Source organism: Vitiosangium sp. GDMCC 1.1324, from assembly GCF_003044305.1.
Taxonomy (GTDB): domain Bacteria; phylum Myxococcota; class Myxococcia; order Myxococcales; family Myxococcaceae; genus Archangium.
Genome location: NZ_PZOX01000013.1, coordinates 122,781 through 139,533, shown reverse-complemented (window position 1 = coordinate 139,533; position 16,753 = coordinate 122,781). Strand labels below are relative to the sequence as shown.

Sequence of the window (16,753 nt, the reverse complement as noted above, 5' to 3'; positions counted from 1 at the left end):
CTTTCACCCGACGTGCTGTGATGGGCCCGGTTCCAGTGGCTCCCAGGTGTACTCCTTGATGGGAGTCAGCTGGATGTTCGTCGACCCGTGCTGCTCGACGAAGTGGGCGAAGTGCTCGGAGAAGACCTTTCTGCCGGGCATGCCCCGACTGACGGTGACGTTGGCGGACGGAGTGCTGGCTCTGGACGGGAGGCCCCAAAGGCCCGGGACGAATTTCTTGGGGTATGGCGGGGTGAGGGAATTACTGGACCGGCAGGGCTCGAATGAGCTGTTGGAGGAGCACCTGCGGCGCCTGGTGGAGCAGGAGGTCATCGAGCTACAGCCCGACAGCCACTTTGGCGCTGGTGCAGGCCTGCTTCGCGCAAGGAGACGCCAGCGCGGGGGAGGCCGCCCTGCGCGGAGCCCTCCAATGCGTGCGGGAGCGGGCCAGCGACATCCCGGACCCCGTTCTTCGCGAGCGCTTCCTGCGCCAGGTGCCCGAGAACGCCCGGACCCTCGAGTTGGCCCACCAGCGCTGGGGTGTGCTTCCGGAGTAGGACTCCAGCGCCGCCTCGGGATGGGCGTGGTGAGGTGCACGTCAGTGCCGCTCCGGCCTATGCTCTGCGCACCACCGACCCCGGAGGAGTCCCATGGCAGGGAGAGACCCCAACCGCCGCATCTACGGCTCGCAGCCCCTGCGCCGCGTAGGCGGCGGCCAGGACCGCTTCGACAAGGAGGCCCTCGAAGGCCCCCAGGAGTCCCCCATCCCCTCGGTGCGCGAGCAGCGCCAGCTGAACGCGCCGCTCAACCCCGAGCGCAAGAGCTTCGCCGCTAGCCTCGAGCGGTTCGCGGCTCCGAAGAAGAAGTAGCCGGAGTGCCCACCGGGGCCGCCTTCCCCGCGAGGCTCCGCCACTCCTCCTCGTCGTGGGCGCAGAACACCCGGACCTTGCCGGCCTGCGTCCGCGCCAGCTCGCGCAACCGCTCCTGGTTGTGCCGCTGCTCCGGTCCCAGCACCGACAGGACGCTCTGGAAGAAGCGCAGCCCCGCCGGGCAGTGCGGGGGTTCCGCGTTCACCTCGCCTCGGTGGAAGTACGCGTCGCCCGCGTGCAGCAGCCACGAGTCTCCCCGATTCACCGCCACCGCGCAGTGCCCTCGCGTGTGCCCCACCAGGGGGACCAGGAGGAGCTCCGGCGGCAGACCCTCCAGCTGACGCACGCACTCGAAGCCGAACCACGGCTCGCCCCGAGCTGACTCGTACAGCTTCCAGTCCGGGCCGTGCGCCCACTGGATGTCCACGTAGCGCATGCGCTCGATGAGACTCCGCTTGGCCAACGCGGCCGCGTGCTCTCGCGCGTACACGTGTACCCGCGCTCGAGGGAAGTCCGGCAGGCCCCCGGCATGGTCCGAGTCCAGGTGCGTCAGCACGATGTGCCGCACGTCGCCGCGCCGGTAGCCCAGCTTCTCCACCTGCCGAGCCATCGTCTGCTCCGGGTCCAGCCTCGGCCGCAGCGCGCCCAGCTGGCGGCGCACGGCGCGGTGGGACTCGGCCTGCATGTCCTCCAGCCCCATCGCCGTGTCCACCAACACCAGGCCCGCGTGCGTCTCGATGAGCAGACAATGGCACACCAGGTGTGCGTCCTCGTGGCCCAGCAGCAGACGGCTGGCCGGCGGACAGAACGTCGTCCCGTTCAGATGATGGATGCGCATGGGGTCGCGAGCATGGGCCGCCGCGTGCCGATGTCAACCAGTACCCCCGGGAGCGCAGTAGGCTCGAGCCCATGATTGGGCTCCTGCTGTTGTGTCTGGGCGCCGCGCCCGTGACGGTCTCCGCCGCGGGCGATCTGCACCTGGGCACTGCCTCCTCCGAGTCGCACGTGGCACCACTATCGCGGTTGCTCCAGGGCGACGTGCGCTTCGTGAACCTCGAGGGTCCCCTCACGAAGTCGGGCCGAGAGTCCGGGCTGGCGGAGGACGGCACACCCACGGGCCCGCTGCGCTTCAACGCGCCCCCGGTGGCGGCGAAGTGGCTGAAGGGCCGGGTGGACGCGGTCTCCCTGGCCAACAACCACGCGCTGGACCAGGGAGAGCAGGGGCTGGCGGAGACGGTGTCGCTGTTACGCGAGCAAGGCATTCAATCCGCCACCGGAACCACGGACGCGGAGCTGGAGCGCCGGGGCCGGCGCATCCGTCTCATCGCGCGAGCGCTGCCCGAGTCCTGGTCCCCCGAGGACGAGTCCGCGCTGGAGTCGCGAGTGCGCGAGACGCGCGAGGCGGGCCCGGTGCTGGTGTCGCTGCACTGGGGTCGGGCGGGGGCGCTGCTGCCCACGGAGGACCAGCGCCGGCTGGCGGGGAGGCTGATCGACGCGGGGGCGACGGCGGTGCTGGGACACGGTCCGCACACGCCGCAGGGAATCGAGCGGCACGGGCGAGGCATCATCGCGTACTCGCTGGGCAACGTGGCATTCGCGTGCGGGTGCACGGAGGAGCGAGACGCCTACGTGCTGCGCTTCCGCATCGACGGAGCGGGGGCGGCGGTGGACGTGGAGGCGGTGCCGCTGCAGGCGGGGCTGCGCGAGCCCCCGCAGCGCACGGAGGACCCGGAGGTGGTGCAACTCCTCCAGAGCCTCTCCGAGGACCTCGGCAGCGAGGTGAGAGTGAAGGGCGGACACCTCCTCATCCGCTGACCGGAGCTCGGTGCGGCGTCTGTGTTTGTCTGTCTTTCGTGTCGCCCACCCGGGGCGGCTCAGGCCCTATCAGGCCTGCATCCCGATGGGGACGGGTTCCTCGATGCCCTCCTTCGAGGGGTTCTCGACCATGAAGTCCTTGTCGTGGAGCGCGCCGCCGAACTCGTTCTCCACCTGGACGATGAGGTCGATGTTGCGCTTGTCCGTCTTGGTCAGACGCTTGTCCGTGTAGGCCGGATCCGGCGTGTACCAGGGCATGCGCTTGAAGTGCTCCTGGAGCAGCTCGGATTTGAAGGGCCGCCCGCGCCGCGCGTAGATGGTGTTGCGCAGCAGCCGCAAGTCTCTCAGCGAGAGCATGCGCAGCTCCTTCACCGCCAGCACGCTCTCGAGCGAGCTCGCCACCTGGTCGCGCTGGCCCTCGTCGACGGCGAAGTCCCCCATGGCGCGGCTGATGAGCCCCAGCTCGATGCGGTCCTCGGCGCCGAGCTCCGCGAGGTTGGACCTACCCGTCCTGGCGAGGAGCGTCTCCTTCCTCTGCTCCAGGTCGGCGTAGCTCAAGCTCGCCTCGACCTGGGCGATGAGCTCGACGTTGCGACGGTCCACCTGGGAGAGCCGCTTGTAGGAGAACTTCGGGTCTGGCTTGTACCAGGGTTGGCTCTGGAAGTGCTGGCGCAGCCAGGGCTTGCGGAAGCCGGCCCAGCCATAGCGGGCGTAGATGGTGTTGCGCAGGAGGGACAGCTCCCGCAGCGACTTCGATTCGAGGTGCGGCTCTCCGTTACAGACCACGGACGGCGAGACCTTGCAGGGGAAGACCGTCTCCGAGTACCCGGCAATCTCCTTCGCGGGAGCGGGGACGTACTCCGCGGGCGGCGCCGCGAGGGCGGAGGCGGACACGACGAGGGTGGTCAGCACGAGGGCGCGCATGCGTGGCACCATAGGCCAATGCGACTCCGCCCGAACAGCCCATGGACCCTGCTGCTCCTCCTCACGCTCGGAGGCCGCGCCGGGGCCGAGGCGGACGCGCCGCCGCGTGCGCTGGCTTGCCTGTCGAAGTGGTACCCGGTGGAGCCGGTGAAGGTGGACGGTGTGTGGCACGCCAGGCTGGGGGGAGCCACGTACCCGTGGGACGACGGGAAGACGAAATCCTTCGAGGAGAAGCTGGAGTCGCCGGACCTGGAGGACTCGTTCTCCATTCCATACACCCCCGGGCCCATCACCCCGGTGACGCGCGAGAACGAGGACCCGGGGCGCATCCGCTTCGATCCCCTCTTCCACGCGACCTACGGTGCCTCCGAGGCCCAGGTGGACGTGGTGGACATCTCCTTCCTGGGGCAGAAGCTGAAGGTGAACCGCAAGGCGGCGCCGGCCTTCGAGCGCGTGGCGAAGCGGCTCGACGCGGCGGTGAAGCAGGAGCCGTCACTGACGCCCTACCTGAAGAACCTGGGCGGCACCTTCGTGTGGAGGAAGATTGCCCACACGAACCGGCAGAGCGCGCACTCCTACGGCGTGTCCATCGACGTGAACGTGAAGCGCTCGCACTACTGGGAGTGGGCGAAGCCGAAGGAGCCGGTGCGCTGGGTGAACCAGATTCCCCACACGATTGTGGAAGCCTTCGAGGCCGAGGGCTTCATCTGGGGTGGGCGCTGGTACCACTACGACACGATGCATTTCGAGTACCGGCCGGAGCTGTTGGACCCGGCCTGCCGGTAGCCCCGGGCGCTTCAAACCCACTGGAAATAAAGAATTCAGCTTCTGACAGTGAAGTCGGTTCTTCCATTTCTAGACTTCACTTCCGGTGTGAAAAAGTTTGAACTGTGTACAGAGGGGGCCGCGGTACGCCCACAACCATGATTGTTGCTCGACACGCGGCAGGCCCGCCGAGGGCCGACGTATGCCGCTGCTCCCTGAACCCAAGCCAGGAGCGTTGAATGGTCCGTTCATGGATGGTGTGCGTCTGTACGGTGGCTGTCGCCGCCTGTAGTAGCTCGCAGCAATCCCAACCACCGAACCCGGTGGTGGTGCAATACCCACAGCAGGTCAGCCGGGCGCTGAGCAATGCCCAGGGAAAGGTGCTCACTCCCCAGGATGAGGCTCGGGCCACCAGCGTGGTGCTGGATGCGGATGGTGCCGAGCACGTGCGCTTCAATCGCAATCACCGGGGGCTGCGCGTCATCGGTGGCGACTTCGTGGTGCACAACAACGCGAACGGCACCCTGAAGGAGCTGAGCGCTCCCCTGACGTACGACCTCAGCCGGATGGACATCCGCCCGGGCCTCTCCGAGCGTGACGCCATCGAGACCGCGCGGAAGATGGCGTCGCTGACGGGCAATGTCTCCTCGGAGCTCGTCATCCTCGCCCACGAGCGGGCGCCGGCGCTGGCCTACGAGGTCATCTCCGAGGACCTCTCGGTGCCGCAGGAGCTGCACCTGCTGGTGGACGCCCGGACGGGCGCGCTGCTGGACAAGTGGGACCGTATCGAGACGACCGCCGCCATCGGCACCGGCAACTCGCTGTACGTGGGCACGGTGTCCATCGCCACCAACAGCATCGCCAGCGGCTTCGAGATGCGCGACGTCACCCGCGGCAATGGCTTCTACACCATCGACGCGAGCACCAACGCCATCTTCACCGACGCGGACAACGTCTGGGGCAACGGCACCAACTCGGATCGCGCCTCGGCGGGTGTGGATGCCCATTACGGCCTGATGAAGACGTATGACTATTACAAGAATGTCCACGGCCGCAATGGCATCGACAACGCGGGCAACACTGGCTACTCGCGCGTCCACTACGGGACCAATTACAACAACGCCTACTGGTACGACCCGTGCTTCTGCATGACGTACGGCGATGGCGATGGGAGCTACTTCAGCCCGCTGGTGTCGCTCGACGTGGCGGGCCACGAGATGACCCACGGTGTGACGTCCCGCACCGCCGGGCTCATCTACTCCGGCGAATCCGGCGGCCTGAACGAGGCCACCTCGGACATCTTCGGCTCCATGACGGAGTTCTACGCCAATTCCGTGAACGATCCGGGCGACTACCTCATTGGCGAGAAGGTCTACACGCCCTCCAAGTCGGGCGACGCCCTGCGCTACATGTACAACCCGAGCAAGGACGGCGCTTCCGTCAACTGCTGGTACTCCGGAGTGGGCTCGCTGGACGTGCACTACTCGAGCGGCATCGCCAACCACTTCTTCTACCTGCTCGCGGTGGGCTCCAACGGCTCGCCGGCCAGCCCCACGTGCAACGGCTCCGTCGTCACGGGTATCGGCCGCTTCGCGGCGGAGAAGATCTGGTACCGCGCCCTCACCGTGTACATGACCTCGTCCACGAATTACGCCGGAGCCCGCGCCGCCAGCCTCTCCGCGGCCAATGACCTCTATGGCGTGGGCAGCACCCAGTCCAACACGGTGGCGGCGGCCTGGTCCGCGGTCAACGTGAACTGAGCCGAAGCCTCGTCATCACTGTGACGCTTCAATCCCCTTTCTGCTGGGAGCGGTGCTCCTGGCTGGATTTGCAGGACATGTGAGGACATATCTCAATGCCAGCGAATGCATTCAATTCATCATCACTTCACTTGCTGCGGGCCGCGGTGCTCTGTTGCGTGATGGGCCCGGCGGCGGTGGCGTACGCAGCTCCCTGTGCGGATGGCACCACGGACCAGACCTTCGCGGGCGGAATGGTCGGCTGCGCGGGCACGGCCACCTGGGACAACCGCGCGTCGCTCTGCGGCGCCGGCTACCACCCGGCCAGCGCGAACGAGTGGCGCTCCCTCTTCGGCGGAATCGCTCCGGCGCACAACTACTGGACGAACGATGACCTGCGCTACAGCGGCGCAGGCTCGGCGAGCTGCTCCGCGGAATACACCGCGGGGTACTCATGCGGGGCCAATCAGCCGATGCGCGTCTGCACCACGTCGGGGAACGATGCCGAAGGCAACCACTGCAACTGGGTCAATTGCGGCATCGGGGCGACGACCCCCAACGCCTACTTCGGCGGGTGTGCCGGCAACACGACCGCGGGCACGCTCTGCGTCCCGAACGGGTGCGCCGATGGCTCCGCCGAGCAGGCCTTCAACCGGGGCATGGTCGGGTGCGCGGGGCACGTGACCTGGGACAACAGGGCCACGCTGTGCGCTCCCGGCTACCGGCTCGCCTCCGCGGACGAGTGGGTCAACCTGCACGGGGCGGCGGCCCCGTCCCACAACTACTGGACCAACGATGACCTGAAATACAACGGCTCGTCGTTGGCCTGCACGGCCGACCTCTCCGGGTACTCGTGCGGCACCAATCAGCCCATGCGCGTCTGCACCTCGGGCGGAACCGACGCCGAGGGCAACGCTTGCAACTGGGCGAATTGCGGCTACGGATACACCACGCCCAACCACTACTTCGGCGGGTGCGTCGGCAACACGACCGCCGGCGCGCTCTGCGTTCCCATCGAGGGGTGCGCGGATGGCAGCGTCGAGCAGGTGCTCAACAACAGCACCGTGGGGTGCGCGGGGAGCGTGGCGTGGGTCGATCGTGATTCCCTCTGCGCGCCGGGCTGGGTCGCCGCTGGCTCGGAGGACTGGACGGGTGCTTACGGCTCCACCACGCCGTCGCACAACTACTGGACGAACGAGGATCTGAAATACAACGGCAGCGGCTCCTCGAGCTGCTACGTCTCCTCCACGGTGGGCTCGCAATGCTTCGCGGGGCAACCGATGCGCGTCTGCACTCCCGCGGGGACGGACCTGGAGGGCAATGCCTGCAACTGGACGCACTGCGGACTCAACGCCGCCACGCCCGATCAGTACTTCGGCGGTTGCAACCTCAATACGACCGCCGGCACCCTCTGCCTGCGGCCTCCTCCGTAGGCGCCACCCGGGGTGACGAACCAGGGGAGGATGAAGGGTCGCCTCCCCTGGCTGCCGGGCTCAGAGAGTCCCTCCTGGGGGTTGCTCCCGTGAACGGGTAGGCTGGCGCTGACGGGAGAGCCCTCATGGAGAACCAGCGCGAGTGGACGCTTGGCGCGCACGCGCTTCGCTTCGAGCCTCCAGACATCCTCTGGGTGGAGTTCCGTGGGGCGGTCTCCCTGGAGGAGGCGCACCGCCTGGTGGAGCTCTATCGGGAGCTGAGCAGGCCACGGCCCTTCTTCCTGGTGTCGGACTTGAGAGAGGCCGCCGTCCTCGACCAGGAGGTCCGGCGCTACTTCAGCGAGAACACCGAGCCCGAGTGGATCCTGGCCGTCATCTATATCGGGGCGCGGCTCGCGCACAAAGCGGTGGCGCGGGGCCTCCTCCTCGCGGCCTACCTGACCGGGCGCGCGGACGCGAGTGCGATGTCCAAGGTCCACTTCGTTTCCACGAACGACCAGGCCCGCGAGCTCCTGGCCCGGTTGCGCGAGGTGCACGGGGGCAAGGCGACCTGACGGGAGAGCGCCTGGGGGTTGGCGCTCCCCCAGACCTCCGGTCAGGACGCTCGAGCAGGTGCCCGCCCATCACGCCTGCCCGCGAACGACCTCTACCTCGGAAACGTGCGGCGCTCTTCACGGGGTGCCGCCCCAGACACGTGAGGTAGAGCCATGGACCAGGTGCAACCCATTGAGCAGGGCGCGGCCGTTTCCTTCGTGACCCCCAACCAGTTCGAGCTCAGGGGAGGGGATGTTCACGTGAGTTTCTCGGCGACCAGCTTCAGCGGAGAGCCGCTCTTGCAGTACCGCGATCGCCGCCACCAGGTGAACGCACGCGGTGATGAGATTACCCAGGTGGATGTGGGGATCGGCACGTTGGTCACCGTCACCCTCGAGCCGAACGCGGATGCGGGCGCGTTGCTCTTCAGCGTGCTGATTCCCCACGCGCGCATCACGGGCAAGGATGACCACGTGAACATCAACACCCTGGGCATCCTCACCCGCACCGGGGGATTCATCATCGACACCCGGCAGCTCGACACGTACACGGAGGTGCGGCTGACGGGCGAGGGCCGGTTCGTGGTGGCCTGACGTCTGTCCGGATGGTCCGACGTGAGCTCGAGCCGTGCTCAACGACAGGAGGACGTCTCGAGCTTCACCCGCACCGTCTGCGTCCACGCGGGGGCGAGCAGGTCCGGTTTGCACTGCCAATACGGACCATTCTGCTGGCACATCAGGCCGCATGGACCGATCGGCACGAGGCCGCACAGCGGTGCATCATCGCAGATGCGCTTTTCGAGGAGGGGCAGCCCCAGCAGGCCACAGGACTGGGGCAGCAGACTCTCCCAGCAGACGAACACCGAGAACGCGGGCAGGATTCCGAGCAAGGGGATGGGGGACGAGAACAGGTCACCGAAGACGGTCGACTCCTGGATGGCGTACTGCGGACCATAGGTCGGGTTGCGAGAGATCGCCGGGTGAGGACCCTCGAGCAGGATGGGGACGGTCGTCCCGTAGTAGTTCAGCCGTTGCACCATGCACGCGGTCACGTACCGGCGGCCGTCGACGTCCAGCGCATCCCCGAGCCATGATGGGGCGAGCCCCCACCAGCCCGTGTAGCGCTCGCCCGTGACGGGGTCCGTCACGGATTGCTCACGGGTGAGGGCACACTCGACGGCGGAGCGAAGGACCTCCCGGCAGTCCGCGGGGACCATGCCGAGGGAGATGCTCTTGAGGAACCCTCTGCCCTGGTCGAGCGCGGCGCCTCCCAGGGCCCTGAGGGTCTGCTGGGCGCCCTGAGCCCAGAAGCAGGAGGGACGCGTGCCGTTCGCACCGTTGGGCGGGGGGCGCCTGTCCTCTTCCTTCTGTTCGAGTGTCGCGAGAGAAGGGTCCTGCTCGAGGCCTGTCTCCACGCTTCCACATCCCGCGAGGAGGGCCGTGACGGAAACGAGCAACATGTGGCGTGCGCGCGAGCTCATTGTGGGAACCTCTGGATTCAAGAGCAGTCAAAACGATAACATGATTAATTGCCTTTCTGCTTTTCCTTGAAGTCGGATGGGATTGGGGACTGGCTGACAATATCCCGGGCCAGGACCGGGTTCTCCCGGAGCGCCGCCGCGAAAGCTTCCCTGGCGACCTGCTCTTCTCCGGTGCGCGCCTGGGGGGGGCGAGCAGTGCGCGCTCGCTGGAGGTGGAGGTACCCTTTCGCGAGCAGGGCTCTCGGGTTGTGGGGATTCTTCGAGAGCGCCTCGTCCACCAGGGTGAGGCCCTCGCGGATGTCTTCCTCTGGACTGAGACCCCGCCTGGCGCGCCAGGCCGCGCGCTCGGCATGGAGCTCCGCGGCGAGCTGGTGGATGACGGGCTTTCTCCCCGGATGAGAGAGCATGGGGCGCAAGTACCCGAAGGCCACCGTGAAGCGTTCTTCCCGGAGGGCCTCGCGCCGCGCGGCCGCGCGGATGGCCGCGAGCTCGATGTCCGCCAGGAGTTGGAGGAGCGACTGGCTGGGCGGCGCGCTCAGCTCCCCCGCCGTCCGCGCCGCTGCCCGCGCCTTCTCCAGGGCCGGTGCCGGGTCCAACCCCTCGCGCCGCGCGTACTCGGCTTCGAGCAGGTGGCACATGGCCAATTCCTTGAGCAGCCAGGTGTCCTTCGGCGACTCTCCCGCGGCCGCGCGAATCACCTCGACCGTGGCTTCGACGGACGGACGCGGGTCTCCTCCGAGGGCAAACGCTCGCAGCGCGCGGAGCCGCTGGGTGCGCGCCTTCCAGAAGGCGACGCCCCGGGGGCTGGAGGTCGTCCGCTCGAACAGGGAGACCGCGTTGGACAGGGCCTCGAGCGCCGCTTGCGCGTCGTGTCCCCGGGCGAGCTCGGATTCGATCCGCAGCGTCAACGCCTCCAGCCGGCCACCCACGGGCAACAGGAATTGGGAGTCCCGCGCCATGGCCCGCTCGTACTGCTGGATGGCGCTCTCCAACAGCGGAGCGGCCTCCCGTCCGTCCGAGAGTGCCTTCTGGGCCTCCTCGAAATACGCGTCCCCCAGCTCGTTCACCGCCCAGGTGAAGTCCGGCTCCAGTGAGAGGACTGTCTGGTACCCGGTGATCGCCGGCTGCATCGACGCGTCTCGGCCAAACTCATACATGAGCCGGGTGCGGAGGAGGTTGCCCAGGGCGGCTGCATAGTGGGCCATGGCGTCCCGGGGGCGTGCCCGTACGCCGTCCTCCGCGGCGTTGATCGCCTCGTCCACGACCGGAATCATGTCTTCCGAGACTTCAGAGCTGTTGCCTGTCAGGATATGAACGCGCGCCAGGAGCACGAGCGCGCGCTGCACCACGGCCCTTCCGTCCCTCGAGCTCGAACGCACCGCGCGGTCGCACGCCTCCCTGGCGGCATCGAACGAGGGGCCGGGTGGCAGGCCCTGCGCGGCGGCGGCCCACCCCATCTTCTCCCAGAGCTCGCACTCCGCCCGGTGCACGTCCGGATCGCTGCTGCCGATCTCCGCCGCCGCCCGGTACGCCGCCGCCGCCCGGTCGAAGTAGCCCTTCATCTTCTCGTAATCGAACGCCGCGTCATGTCTGTACTTGCTGCCTTCCGCGTACAGCGCATCCCCCTCGAGCTTCTTCGGCTCGTACATCCACGGCGCCTTGTCGAATGCCACCTTCGCCTTCGCGATCGCCTCCTCGTTTCTTCCCGCGTACAGCGCGATCAACCCTTCCACGTACTCCGGCACTTCGATTCTCGCCCCCACCGCGGCCCGCAGGTGCACGAGCGCTGGTTCGCGGATCTCCCTGTCCAGCTGAGCCAGCTTCTTCTTGCGCTCCTCGTCGTTGGTGATGCGCCGGGTGTCTTCGAGGGCACGCCGCAAGAGCTCACCCAACGCCCGCCCCAGCGCGTACTCGAGCTCCGCCGACGAGTACCCCGCGGCGAGCGCCTGCTCCAGGTGCCTTCGGGCCTGCTCGGGTTCCCCGAGCGCGAGCTGCCCCAGCCCGAGCGCGTAGTGCCCCGGTCCCACACCCGCCCTGCCCACTGCCCCCATCCGCTGCTCGATCTCCCCGAGTCTGGCGCGCACCACGTTCCGCTCCCGCTCCACGTCGTGCAGGGGCAGCCCGTATGCCGAGCGCAGGAACAGCTCCATCTCCTTCAAGTGCTCACCCAGCTCTCGCGCCAGCTGAGCCTGCTCCGCCGCGTGCCGCTGCGCCGCTGTCCACACGCCCACCAGCCCGAGCGCTCCCAGCACCAGTGCACCCAGGAGCGCCGTGAGCAGCTTGTTCTTGTGCGCCTTCTTCCGGAGGACGTACGCCCAGGAGGCCTGCTTCGCCTGGATCGGCTCGCCGTCGAGGACGCACCGCAGCTCCTCCGCGAGTGCCTTCGCGGAGTCGTACCGGCGCGCCGGCTCTCGCTCCAGGCACTTCATCACGATGGTCTCGATGTCCCTGGGCACTCCTGGCAGCAGCTTCCGGAGCGGCGGCGCGTCCTCGGTCACCACCATCAAGAGCAGCTTCCACGACTGCTCCGTGACGAAGGGAGGCCGCCCCGTGAGGACGTCGTACATCGTGGCCCCCAGCGAATAGACGTCCGAGCGGCGGTCCATCTGCCGCACGTCCCCGATGGCCTGTTCAGGGGACATGTACGCGGGCGTCCCGATGATGTCTCCTGTCTGGGTTTGCCCGTGGTCGTCCTCGACCTGACGCGCCAGGCCGAAGTCCACGACGTACGGCTTCCACGTTCCGTCCTCGCGGTGCTCGACGAGGATGTTTCCCGGCTTGAGGTCCCGGTGGATCATCCCCAGCCGGTGCGCCTCGTGCACGGCCTCGGAGACCTCCAGGAGCAGCTTCACCTGTTGCTCGAGCGTCAGCCGGCCGCGCAGCCGCGACAGGGGCTCTCCGTCGATGAACTGCATGACGATGTACGGCTCGCCGTCGGCCTGTCCGGCTTCGTACACACGGCACACGTGCTCGTGCTGGATGCGCGCCTGGGCCCGCGCCTCCGCGACGAACCTCCGCCCGAGCGACGCGGCATCGCCCTTCAAGAGCTTCACCGCGACGGCGCGGCCGAGCTGGGGATCCACGGCCCGGTAGACGGTCCCCATGGCGCCTTCACCGGCGAGCTGGATGTCCTTGAACCGCGCGGCCAATGAGGGAGGGATTCTCCTGAGCGAAGCGGACAGCGGCGAGGGAGCCTGGCTCAGAACCGTGGCGGCGAACGGAGCACCGGTCGGGTTGTCCTCTATCGTCATGGGACCCTCGAGAGACCACAGGGCGTGAACACCGCCGCGCCCCCGGCGGCAGGCCCTGGCCACCCATACCCGGTCAGGGTTGAGGAAATCCGTCAGGGAATTGCTCGATCATAATCATCATCACTCAAAACCGACACCCTGGCCCGGAGTCTTTGAGCGCCAATGACTTGAGAGCACCCACACAAGTTGTGGCTCTCGATTCTTGATAGGGTTCTCGCGCGATGGGCTGAGAAACGCTGATGCAATTGTTGAATGGATTGCACATCTGGTTGGGATTCGAAGCATCCGTGTCGGCAATGGAATGTATGCCCACGCGGCCAGTCGGGCCCCGATGTCCGCGAGCCGGCGCGGTCCGCACACCTTCCCCTCCTCGTCGAAGAGGAGGGGGCTCCTCCAAGGCACCGCGGGGTGGGGGAGGGCGCCGGACATCCCTCATGAGGCCGGTGCGGTCGGCGGCCCCTTCAGCGCCGTAGCGCGAACCCTGAGACGGCACCCGTGAGCGAGCCCCGCCGTCGGCGTCCCTGCGCCATACACGCACTCAGCCGTTGATGCGCATGCCGGGGACCGCACGGAGGAGGTTCGCCCATTCGGGGTCGGCCGCCATCTTTCGAGCGTGAATCGCCATGAGTTTCTCACTCAGGGCCGGGTCCGTGTCGTCCGACAGCGCGACCCGGGTGAGCTTTGCGACGACGGGCGCGAACACGAAATCGCCTTCTCGATGGACGGGTTCAGACAGGTAGCGATCCAACGCCGCCAGATCCGGAATCCCGACGCAGTAGGAATGGGTATAGCCCTCCGTCGGGTCACCGAGATCCTGTCCGATGACGGAGAAGGAGACCGAGTCCACTGCGGCCGTACGGGAAATGGCGGCCAGCGCGCGCCGTTTCTCGGCCTCCGTTACTCCCTCTTTGAAGCTGAAACGCAACAGGTTGATGATCATCGAAACCTCCGTGTGAGGCGCATCGGCCTCGCGGGTCCTCACCGCGCGCTCGATGTCGCTCTTAGAGAAGGTAACGTGATTGTTGTTCAAGTAAACCCCATCACCCGTGGTCACTGACGAATGTGGTATCCAGCTGGTAACCCATTCGAGAGAGAGACATGGCGCTTCGACGACGCAAGAACAAGGTTCCTCCACTTTCTCCGATCTGCCCTCTGACCGAATGCATGAAGCTGCTCGGAGGTGCGTGGACGCCGAGTCTGGTCTGGTGTTTGAGCGCCGAGCCACGTCGCTTCAGCGAGCTCCGCGCCGACATCCCGCGGATCTCGGCCAAGGTGCTCAGCGCGCGGCTGCGGGCGCTGGAGGCCGAGGGGGTCATCACCCGCAGCGTGCTTCCGACGTCTCCGCCGTCCGTCGAATACGCGCTGACAGAGCTCGGACGAGAGCTCATTCCGGTGATCGAAGCCATCGTCCGCGTCGGAACGAAGCTGACGCGAATGACCGCGATGGCTCCAGTGAGCCTGGAATCGGTGCTGCGAGACTGAGCGAGCTGTTGTCGCGCCTCACACGCCAGGCACCGTGGTGCCGTTTCACAGACGGTCCCCTCTGGGGTCGTGGACCGTCTCCCAGGCTGGGGCAGACGACTCGGAGGCGGCGAGGTGTCTGGCAAATCATTTGACACCTGACGCGGCTTGTTCGGATTTGTCGGAAGCGCCCGGTAGAGTCGATGTCACCACCGGAGGCGCTGAGATGACGTCCACCCTGCCGCTCTCGCAGTCGAAAAAGCCCGGCAACCCGCCCGTTGGGGGCATGGAGCCACTGCTGGTGGCTGATGAGCGCGGAAGCCGCACGGGACGTGCAGCACGTACTCGTCGACCAGCCCAGGGGGCTCGGGCACTACACGCTGGTGCTGTCCGTGGTGCATGCCTGGGTCAGAGGGCCGGAGGGCAGACTCCCTCTGTGACATCGAGGGCCCGGTGGGTGGGCCTGGTGCTCACCCTGGCCCTGCTGTCCACCGGCTGCGCGTCACTGACGCCTCCGTCCGGCAGGGGGACGAGCCTGCGCTACACACCGCGCGAGGCCACAGGGCCTGCATCGGCCCAGGGGCCGGGTGTCGAGTCTCCGCTCCTCCTCGTCTCAACGCCTGATGCCGAGACACCGGAGCGGTTGCGCCGTCGTCGGGCCTCCCGTGCGGAGGTGACGGCGGCGGGCCCGGACAGCGCGGAAAGGGAGGCGCGGCAGAGCGCCCTCTCGGCCCAGTTGGCGTTTCGTGGAGCCATTCGCGAAGTGTCCGGCTCCACCCGTCGTATCTCCGGCGAACTCGCCCGGCTTAAGGCCAGTGGCCGGGGCATTGCCGACGGAAACGGTGTCTTCCTCCGCTATGCCGACTACGGCACTGAGCAACTGCGGTGGATTGACGCCCAGCTCGCCGCCGCCACCCGGCTGGTCAACGCCGCTTCGGAGGTGGAGGACTCGGACATGCAGCTCGCCCTGCTGCGCCTCGCCGGCCCACGGCTGGAAGCCGCCATGGTGGGCTCGCTCCTGCTCGCCGTCTGGCTCGACTTCCTCAACCTCGCCGACGTCGCGCTCAGACAGCACCTCTACCCCGGGGAGACGCTCTTCGCGGACATGAAGCGCAGGCAGAAGATGCTCGAGCCCGCAATGGGGGCGCTCTCCTCCCGGGAGCACGAGCAGGTGGAGGCCGCGGCGCAAGACGTGCCCCCGCTGATAGGCCACCTCACGGAGGAATTCGCGGCCACCGTGGAGAGAATGCGCGTGGCGGCGGAGGACCTCCAGAAGGTGTTGGTGCTCAAGGAGGCCATCGAGACTGTCACCATGCTCTCGACAATGCGGTTCTCGTTGCCCTCGGTGCCACCGTCCGCTCCCACCCTGGTCGGCATCGGCCTGGTGGTAGGGAGCGACGGCGTGATGATGGGCACGCGGATTGTCGTGTCCGCCGAGTGGGTGGAGATGGTGCGCCAGTTGGTGCGCGCGGGCGTTCTTTCCCTTCCCGTCGTCAGCGCCGCCGTGCGGATTCAGGCGGGCCAGGTGATGCTGGCGCAGGCGCACGGCGAGCTGCCCAGGGGTGTGCGCGAAGCGCTCGGCGATGGGCCAGAGGTAGGTGCCATGCACGAGACGGGCAAAACGGGGGCTGGCATGGCCGAGCCACCGCGGCACCACGTCATGCCGAAAGAGTTCCGCGAGTGGTTCGAGAAGCGCGGCTTCACCGGCGAGATGGACATTGACGAGTTCTGCGTCAAGCTGGAGCAGGCGCACCACGAGGCCATCCACGGCGGTGGCAACTGGAAGCTGGGCCGCACATGGCCTGGTGAATGGAACCAGATGATCATGAAGGCGCTGTACGAGGCCGAGACCAGGGCTGGCCGGATGTTGACGCAAAACACGGTCCTGGAGATCGTCGCGGAGTACATGAAGGAGTACAGAATCCCGATGAACTTCATTCGCTGGAGAGGGCGATGAGCGACGGACGTGCTTGGCAGGGCAACGTGAAAGCACGCCTGTATGAGCGGGTCCGCGAGCGCGGCTATGATTCGCTCACCGCCTTCGCCGAGGCGCGCCCCACCGCTTCGCTGGTGGCACTGGCGGATGAGCTTGGCCCTGATGACATCGCGGCAGTGCAGTTGTTCAGCGGGTTGGTTGCCGAGGCTGAGCGAAGCCGCCAGGTCACGCGTTTGGTGCGCGGGCAACTCGTGCGCGAACTGTCTCAGCGTCTTCCGAACGGCTGGCCGGCCGTGCTTGACGACGCAAACCGTCTCAAGGTTGCCGTGGCGCTCGCTCGTTGGAGTACCTACACGCCAGAAACTCATGAGGAGCGCGTAAAGAAGGTCGGCGATGCGCTCCTCGCCACGCCGCCGCCGCCCGGCTGGCGTCCCCTCGGGCCGGACGACGAGTTGCTGCTCACGCTCCTGCCTGACGAGGACGTCTGAATCTTCAGGCGGGATGTCTCGCGACTCGTAGGGGGCGAGGTGTCGGGAGCAAACCCTTTGACACCTGTCGTGCGCGTGG

The 16,753-nt window shown here is 67.4% G+C and carries 18 protein-coding genes; 12 read left to right on the top strand and 6 right to left on the bottom strand.

All coding sequences use genetic code 11. The features are described 5' to 3' along the window. Positions 1 to 3: 3 nt before the first annotated feature. A complete protein-coding gene (locus DAT35_RS60110; RefSeq protein WP_199243068.1) occupies positions 4 to 141 on the bottom strand; it encodes a hypothetical protein in 138 nt (45 codons plus the stop codon). Positions 142 to 263: 122 nt separating this feature from the next. On the opposite strand from DAT35_RS60110, the gene DAT35_RS32700 reads away from it, so the two are divergent. Together DAT35_RS32700 and DAT35_RS32695 are read left to right on the top strand one after the other, a co-directional pair. Next, positions 264 to 536: a hypothetical protein gene (locus tag DAT35_RS32700; RefSeq protein WP_233261863.1), complete on the top strand. Its 273-nt coding sequence runs from the start codon at positions 264 to 266 to the stop codon at positions 534 to 536. A 93-nt stretch (positions 537 to 629) separates the two neighbouring features. Beyond that, positions 630 to 848 (top strand): hypothetical protein, encoded by a 219-nt coding sequence (locus DAT35_RS32695; RefSeq protein ID WP_108072451.1) that lies wholly within the window; start codon positions 630 to 632, stop codon positions 846 to 848. Here the strand turns inward: DAT35_RS32695 and DAT35_RS32690 are convergent. Beyond that, entirely contained in the window at positions 811 to 1,686 is an 876-nt protein-coding gene (locus DAT35_RS32690; protein WP_108072449.1) for an MBL fold metallo-hydrolase, read from the bottom strand. The two genes, DAT35_RS32695 and DAT35_RS32690, sit on opposite strands and share 38 nt — an antisense overlap. Before the next feature lie 71 nt (positions 1,687 to 1,757). Here DAT35_RS32690 and DAT35_RS32685 point away from each other — a divergent pair, with 71 nt between their 5' ends. Next, positions 1,758 to 2,663, top strand: coding sequence for a CapA family protein (locus DAT35_RS32685; RefSeq protein WP_108072447.1), 906 nt, complete (start codon positions 1,758 to 1,760; stop codon positions 2,661 to 2,663). A 69-nt stretch (positions 2,664 to 2,732) separates the two neighbouring features. Here the strand turns inward: DAT35_RS32685 and DAT35_RS32680 are convergent, their stop codons facing one another. Next, positions 2,733 to 3,587 (bottom strand): YARHG domain-containing protein, encoded by an 855-nt coding sequence (locus DAT35_RS32680; protein WP_158501992.1) that lies wholly within the window; start codon positions 3,585 to 3,587, stop codon positions 2,733 to 2,735. An 18-nt stretch (positions 3,588 to 3,605) separates the two neighbouring features. Between DAT35_RS32680 and DAT35_RS32675 the strand changes: the two genes are divergently transcribed. The 5 genes from DAT35_RS32675 (at position 3,606) to DAT35_RS32655 (ending at position 8,651) form a co-directional block, all read left to right on the top strand. Continuing rightward, on the top strand, positions 3,606 to 4,373 hold the full coding sequence (locus DAT35_RS32675; RefSeq protein WP_233261862.1) for a M15 family metallopeptidase: 768 nt from the start codon (positions 3,606 to 3,608) through the stop codon (positions 4,371 to 4,373). Between the two features lie 218 nt (positions 4,374 to 4,591). Then, a complete protein-coding gene (locus tag DAT35_RS32670; protein ID WP_108072442.1) occupies positions 4,592 to 6,112 on the top strand; it encodes a M4 family metallopeptidase in 1,521 nt (506 codons plus the stop codon). Positions 6,113 to 6,207: 95 nt separating this feature from the next. Continuing rightward, positions 6,208 to 7,524 carry a hypothetical protein gene (locus DAT35_RS32665; protein WP_158501991.1) on the top strand — a complete coding sequence of 439 codons (1,317 nt, stop codon included), beginning with the start codon at positions 6,208 to 6,210 and terminating at the stop codon, positions 7,522 to 7,524. Between the two features lie 125 nt (positions 7,525 to 7,649). Then, entirely contained in the window at positions 7,650 to 8,078 is a 429-nt protein-coding gene (locus tag DAT35_RS32660) for a hypothetical protein (RefSeq protein WP_108072437.1), read from the top strand. A gap of 153 nt (positions 8,079 to 8,231) precedes the next feature. Beyond that, on the top strand, positions 8,232 to 8,651 hold the full coding sequence (locus DAT35_RS32655; protein WP_108072434.1) for a hypothetical protein: 420 nt from the start codon (positions 8,232 to 8,234) through the stop codon (positions 8,649 to 8,651). Between the two features lie 38 nt (positions 8,652 to 8,689). Here DAT35_RS32655 and DAT35_RS32650 read toward each other — a convergent pair whose 3' ends face one another. From DAT35_RS32650 to DAT35_RS32640, 3 genes are all read right to left on the bottom strand, one after another. Next, on the bottom strand, positions 8,690 to 9,538 hold the full coding sequence (locus tag DAT35_RS32650; RefSeq protein WP_146209989.1) for a hypothetical protein: 849 nt from the start codon (positions 9,536 to 9,538) through the stop codon (positions 8,690 to 8,692). Positions 9,539 to 9,582: 44 nt separating this feature from the next. Further along, positions 9,583 to 12,789 (bottom strand): serine/threonine-protein kinase, encoded by a 3,207-nt coding sequence (locus DAT35_RS62175; protein ID WP_108072428.1) that lies wholly within the window; start codon positions 12,787 to 12,789, stop codon positions 9,583 to 9,585. Positions 12,790 to 13,327: 538 nt separating this feature from the next. Continuing rightward, positions 13,328 to 13,819 (bottom strand): Dabb family protein, encoded by a 492-nt coding sequence (locus DAT35_RS32640; RefSeq protein WP_233261861.1) that lies wholly within the window; start codon positions 13,817 to 13,819, stop codon positions 13,328 to 13,330. A gap of 134 nt (positions 13,820 to 13,953) precedes the next feature. Between DAT35_RS32640 and DAT35_RS32635 the strand changes: the two genes are divergently transcribed. The 4 genes from DAT35_RS32635 (at position 13,954) to DAT35_RS32625 (ending at position 16,674) form a co-directional block, all read left to right on the top strand. After that, positions 13,954 to 14,271, top strand: coding sequence for a helix-turn-helix domain-containing protein (locus DAT35_RS32635; protein WP_199243067.1), 318 nt, complete (start codon positions 13,954 to 13,956; stop codon positions 14,269 to 14,271). A gap of 287 nt (positions 14,272 to 14,558) precedes the next feature. Then, positions 14,559 to 14,690: a hypothetical protein gene (locus DAT35_RS61885; protein WP_255415226.1), complete on the top strand. Its 132-nt coding sequence runs from the start codon at positions 14,559 to 14,561 to the stop codon at positions 14,688 to 14,690. Next, positions 14,687 to 16,207, top strand: coding sequence for a DUF2380 domain-containing protein (locus DAT35_RS32630; RefSeq protein ID WP_108072421.1), 1,521 nt, complete (start codon positions 14,687 to 14,689; stop codon positions 16,205 to 16,207). Before DAT35_RS61885 ends, DAT35_RS32630 begins: the two co-directional genes overlap by 4 nt. Next, positions 16,204 to 16,674 carry an NUDIX hydrolase gene (locus tag DAT35_RS32625; protein ID WP_108072417.1) on the top strand — a complete coding sequence of 157 codons (471 nt, stop codon included), beginning with the start codon at positions 16,204 to 16,206 and terminating at the stop codon, positions 16,672 to 16,674. Before DAT35_RS32630 ends, DAT35_RS32625 begins: the two co-directional genes overlap by 4 nt. Positions 16,675 to 16,753 lie beyond the last annotated feature (79 nt).

Coding starts and splice junctions, on each gene's coding strand:
- DAT35_RS60110 (WP_199243068.1), bottom strand. CDS start 141: ATGCCCGGCAGAAAGGTCTTCTCCGAGCACTTCGCCCACTTCGTCGAG.
- DAT35_RS32700 (WP_233261863.1), top strand. CDS start 264: ATGAGCTGTTGGAGGAGCACCTGCGGCGCCTGGTGGAGCAGGAGGTCA.
- DAT35_RS32695 (WP_108072451.1), top strand. CDS start 630: ATGGCAGGGAGAGACCCCAACCGCCGCATCTACGGCTCGCAGCCCCTG.
- DAT35_RS32690 (WP_108072449.1), bottom strand. CDS start 1,686: ATGCGCATCCATCATCTGAACGGGACGACGTTCTGTCCGCCGGCCAGC.
- DAT35_RS32685 (WP_108072447.1), top strand. CDS start 1,758: ATGATTGGGCTCCTGCTGTTGTGTCTGGGCGCCGCGCCCGTGACGGTC.
- DAT35_RS32680 (WP_158501992.1), bottom strand. CDS start 3,587: ATGCGCGCCCTCGTGCTGACCACCCTCGTCGTGTCCGCCTCCGCCCTC.
- DAT35_RS32675 (WP_233261862.1), top strand. CDS start 3,606: ATGCGACTCCGCCCGAACAGCCCATGGACCCTGCTGCTCCTCCTCACG.
- DAT35_RS32670 (WP_108072442.1), top strand. CDS start 4,592: ATGGTCCGTTCATGGATGGTGTGCGTCTGTACGGTGGCTGTCGCCGCC.
- DAT35_RS32665 (WP_158501991.1), top strand. CDS start 6,208: ATGCCAGCGAATGCATTCAATTCATCATCACTTCACTTGCTGCGGGCC.
- DAT35_RS32660 (WP_108072437.1), top strand. CDS start 7,650: ATGGAGAACCAGCGCGAGTGGACGCTTGGCGCGCACGCGCTTCGCTTC.
- DAT35_RS32655 (WP_108072434.1), top strand. CDS start 8,232: ATGGACCAGGTGCAACCCATTGAGCAGGGCGCGGCCGTTTCCTTCGTG.
- DAT35_RS32650 (WP_146209989.1), bottom strand. CDS start 9,538: ATGAGCTCGCGCGCACGCCACATGTTGCTCGTTTCCGTCACGGCCCTC.
- DAT35_RS62175 (WP_108072428.1), bottom strand. CDS start 12,789: ATGACGATAGAGGACAACCCGACCGGTGCTCCGTTCGCCGCCACGGTT.
- DAT35_RS32635 (WP_199243067.1), top strand. CDS start 13,954: ATGAAGCTGCTCGGAGGTGCGTGGACGCCGAGTCTGGTCTGGTGTTTG.
- DAT35_RS61885 (WP_255415226.1), top strand. CDS start 14,559: ATGAGCGCGGAAGCCGCACGGGACGTGCAGCACGTACTCGTCGACCAG.
- DAT35_RS32625 (WP_108072417.1), top strand. CDS start 16,204: ATGAGCGACGGACGTGCTTGGCAGGGCAACGTGAAAGCACGCCTGTAT.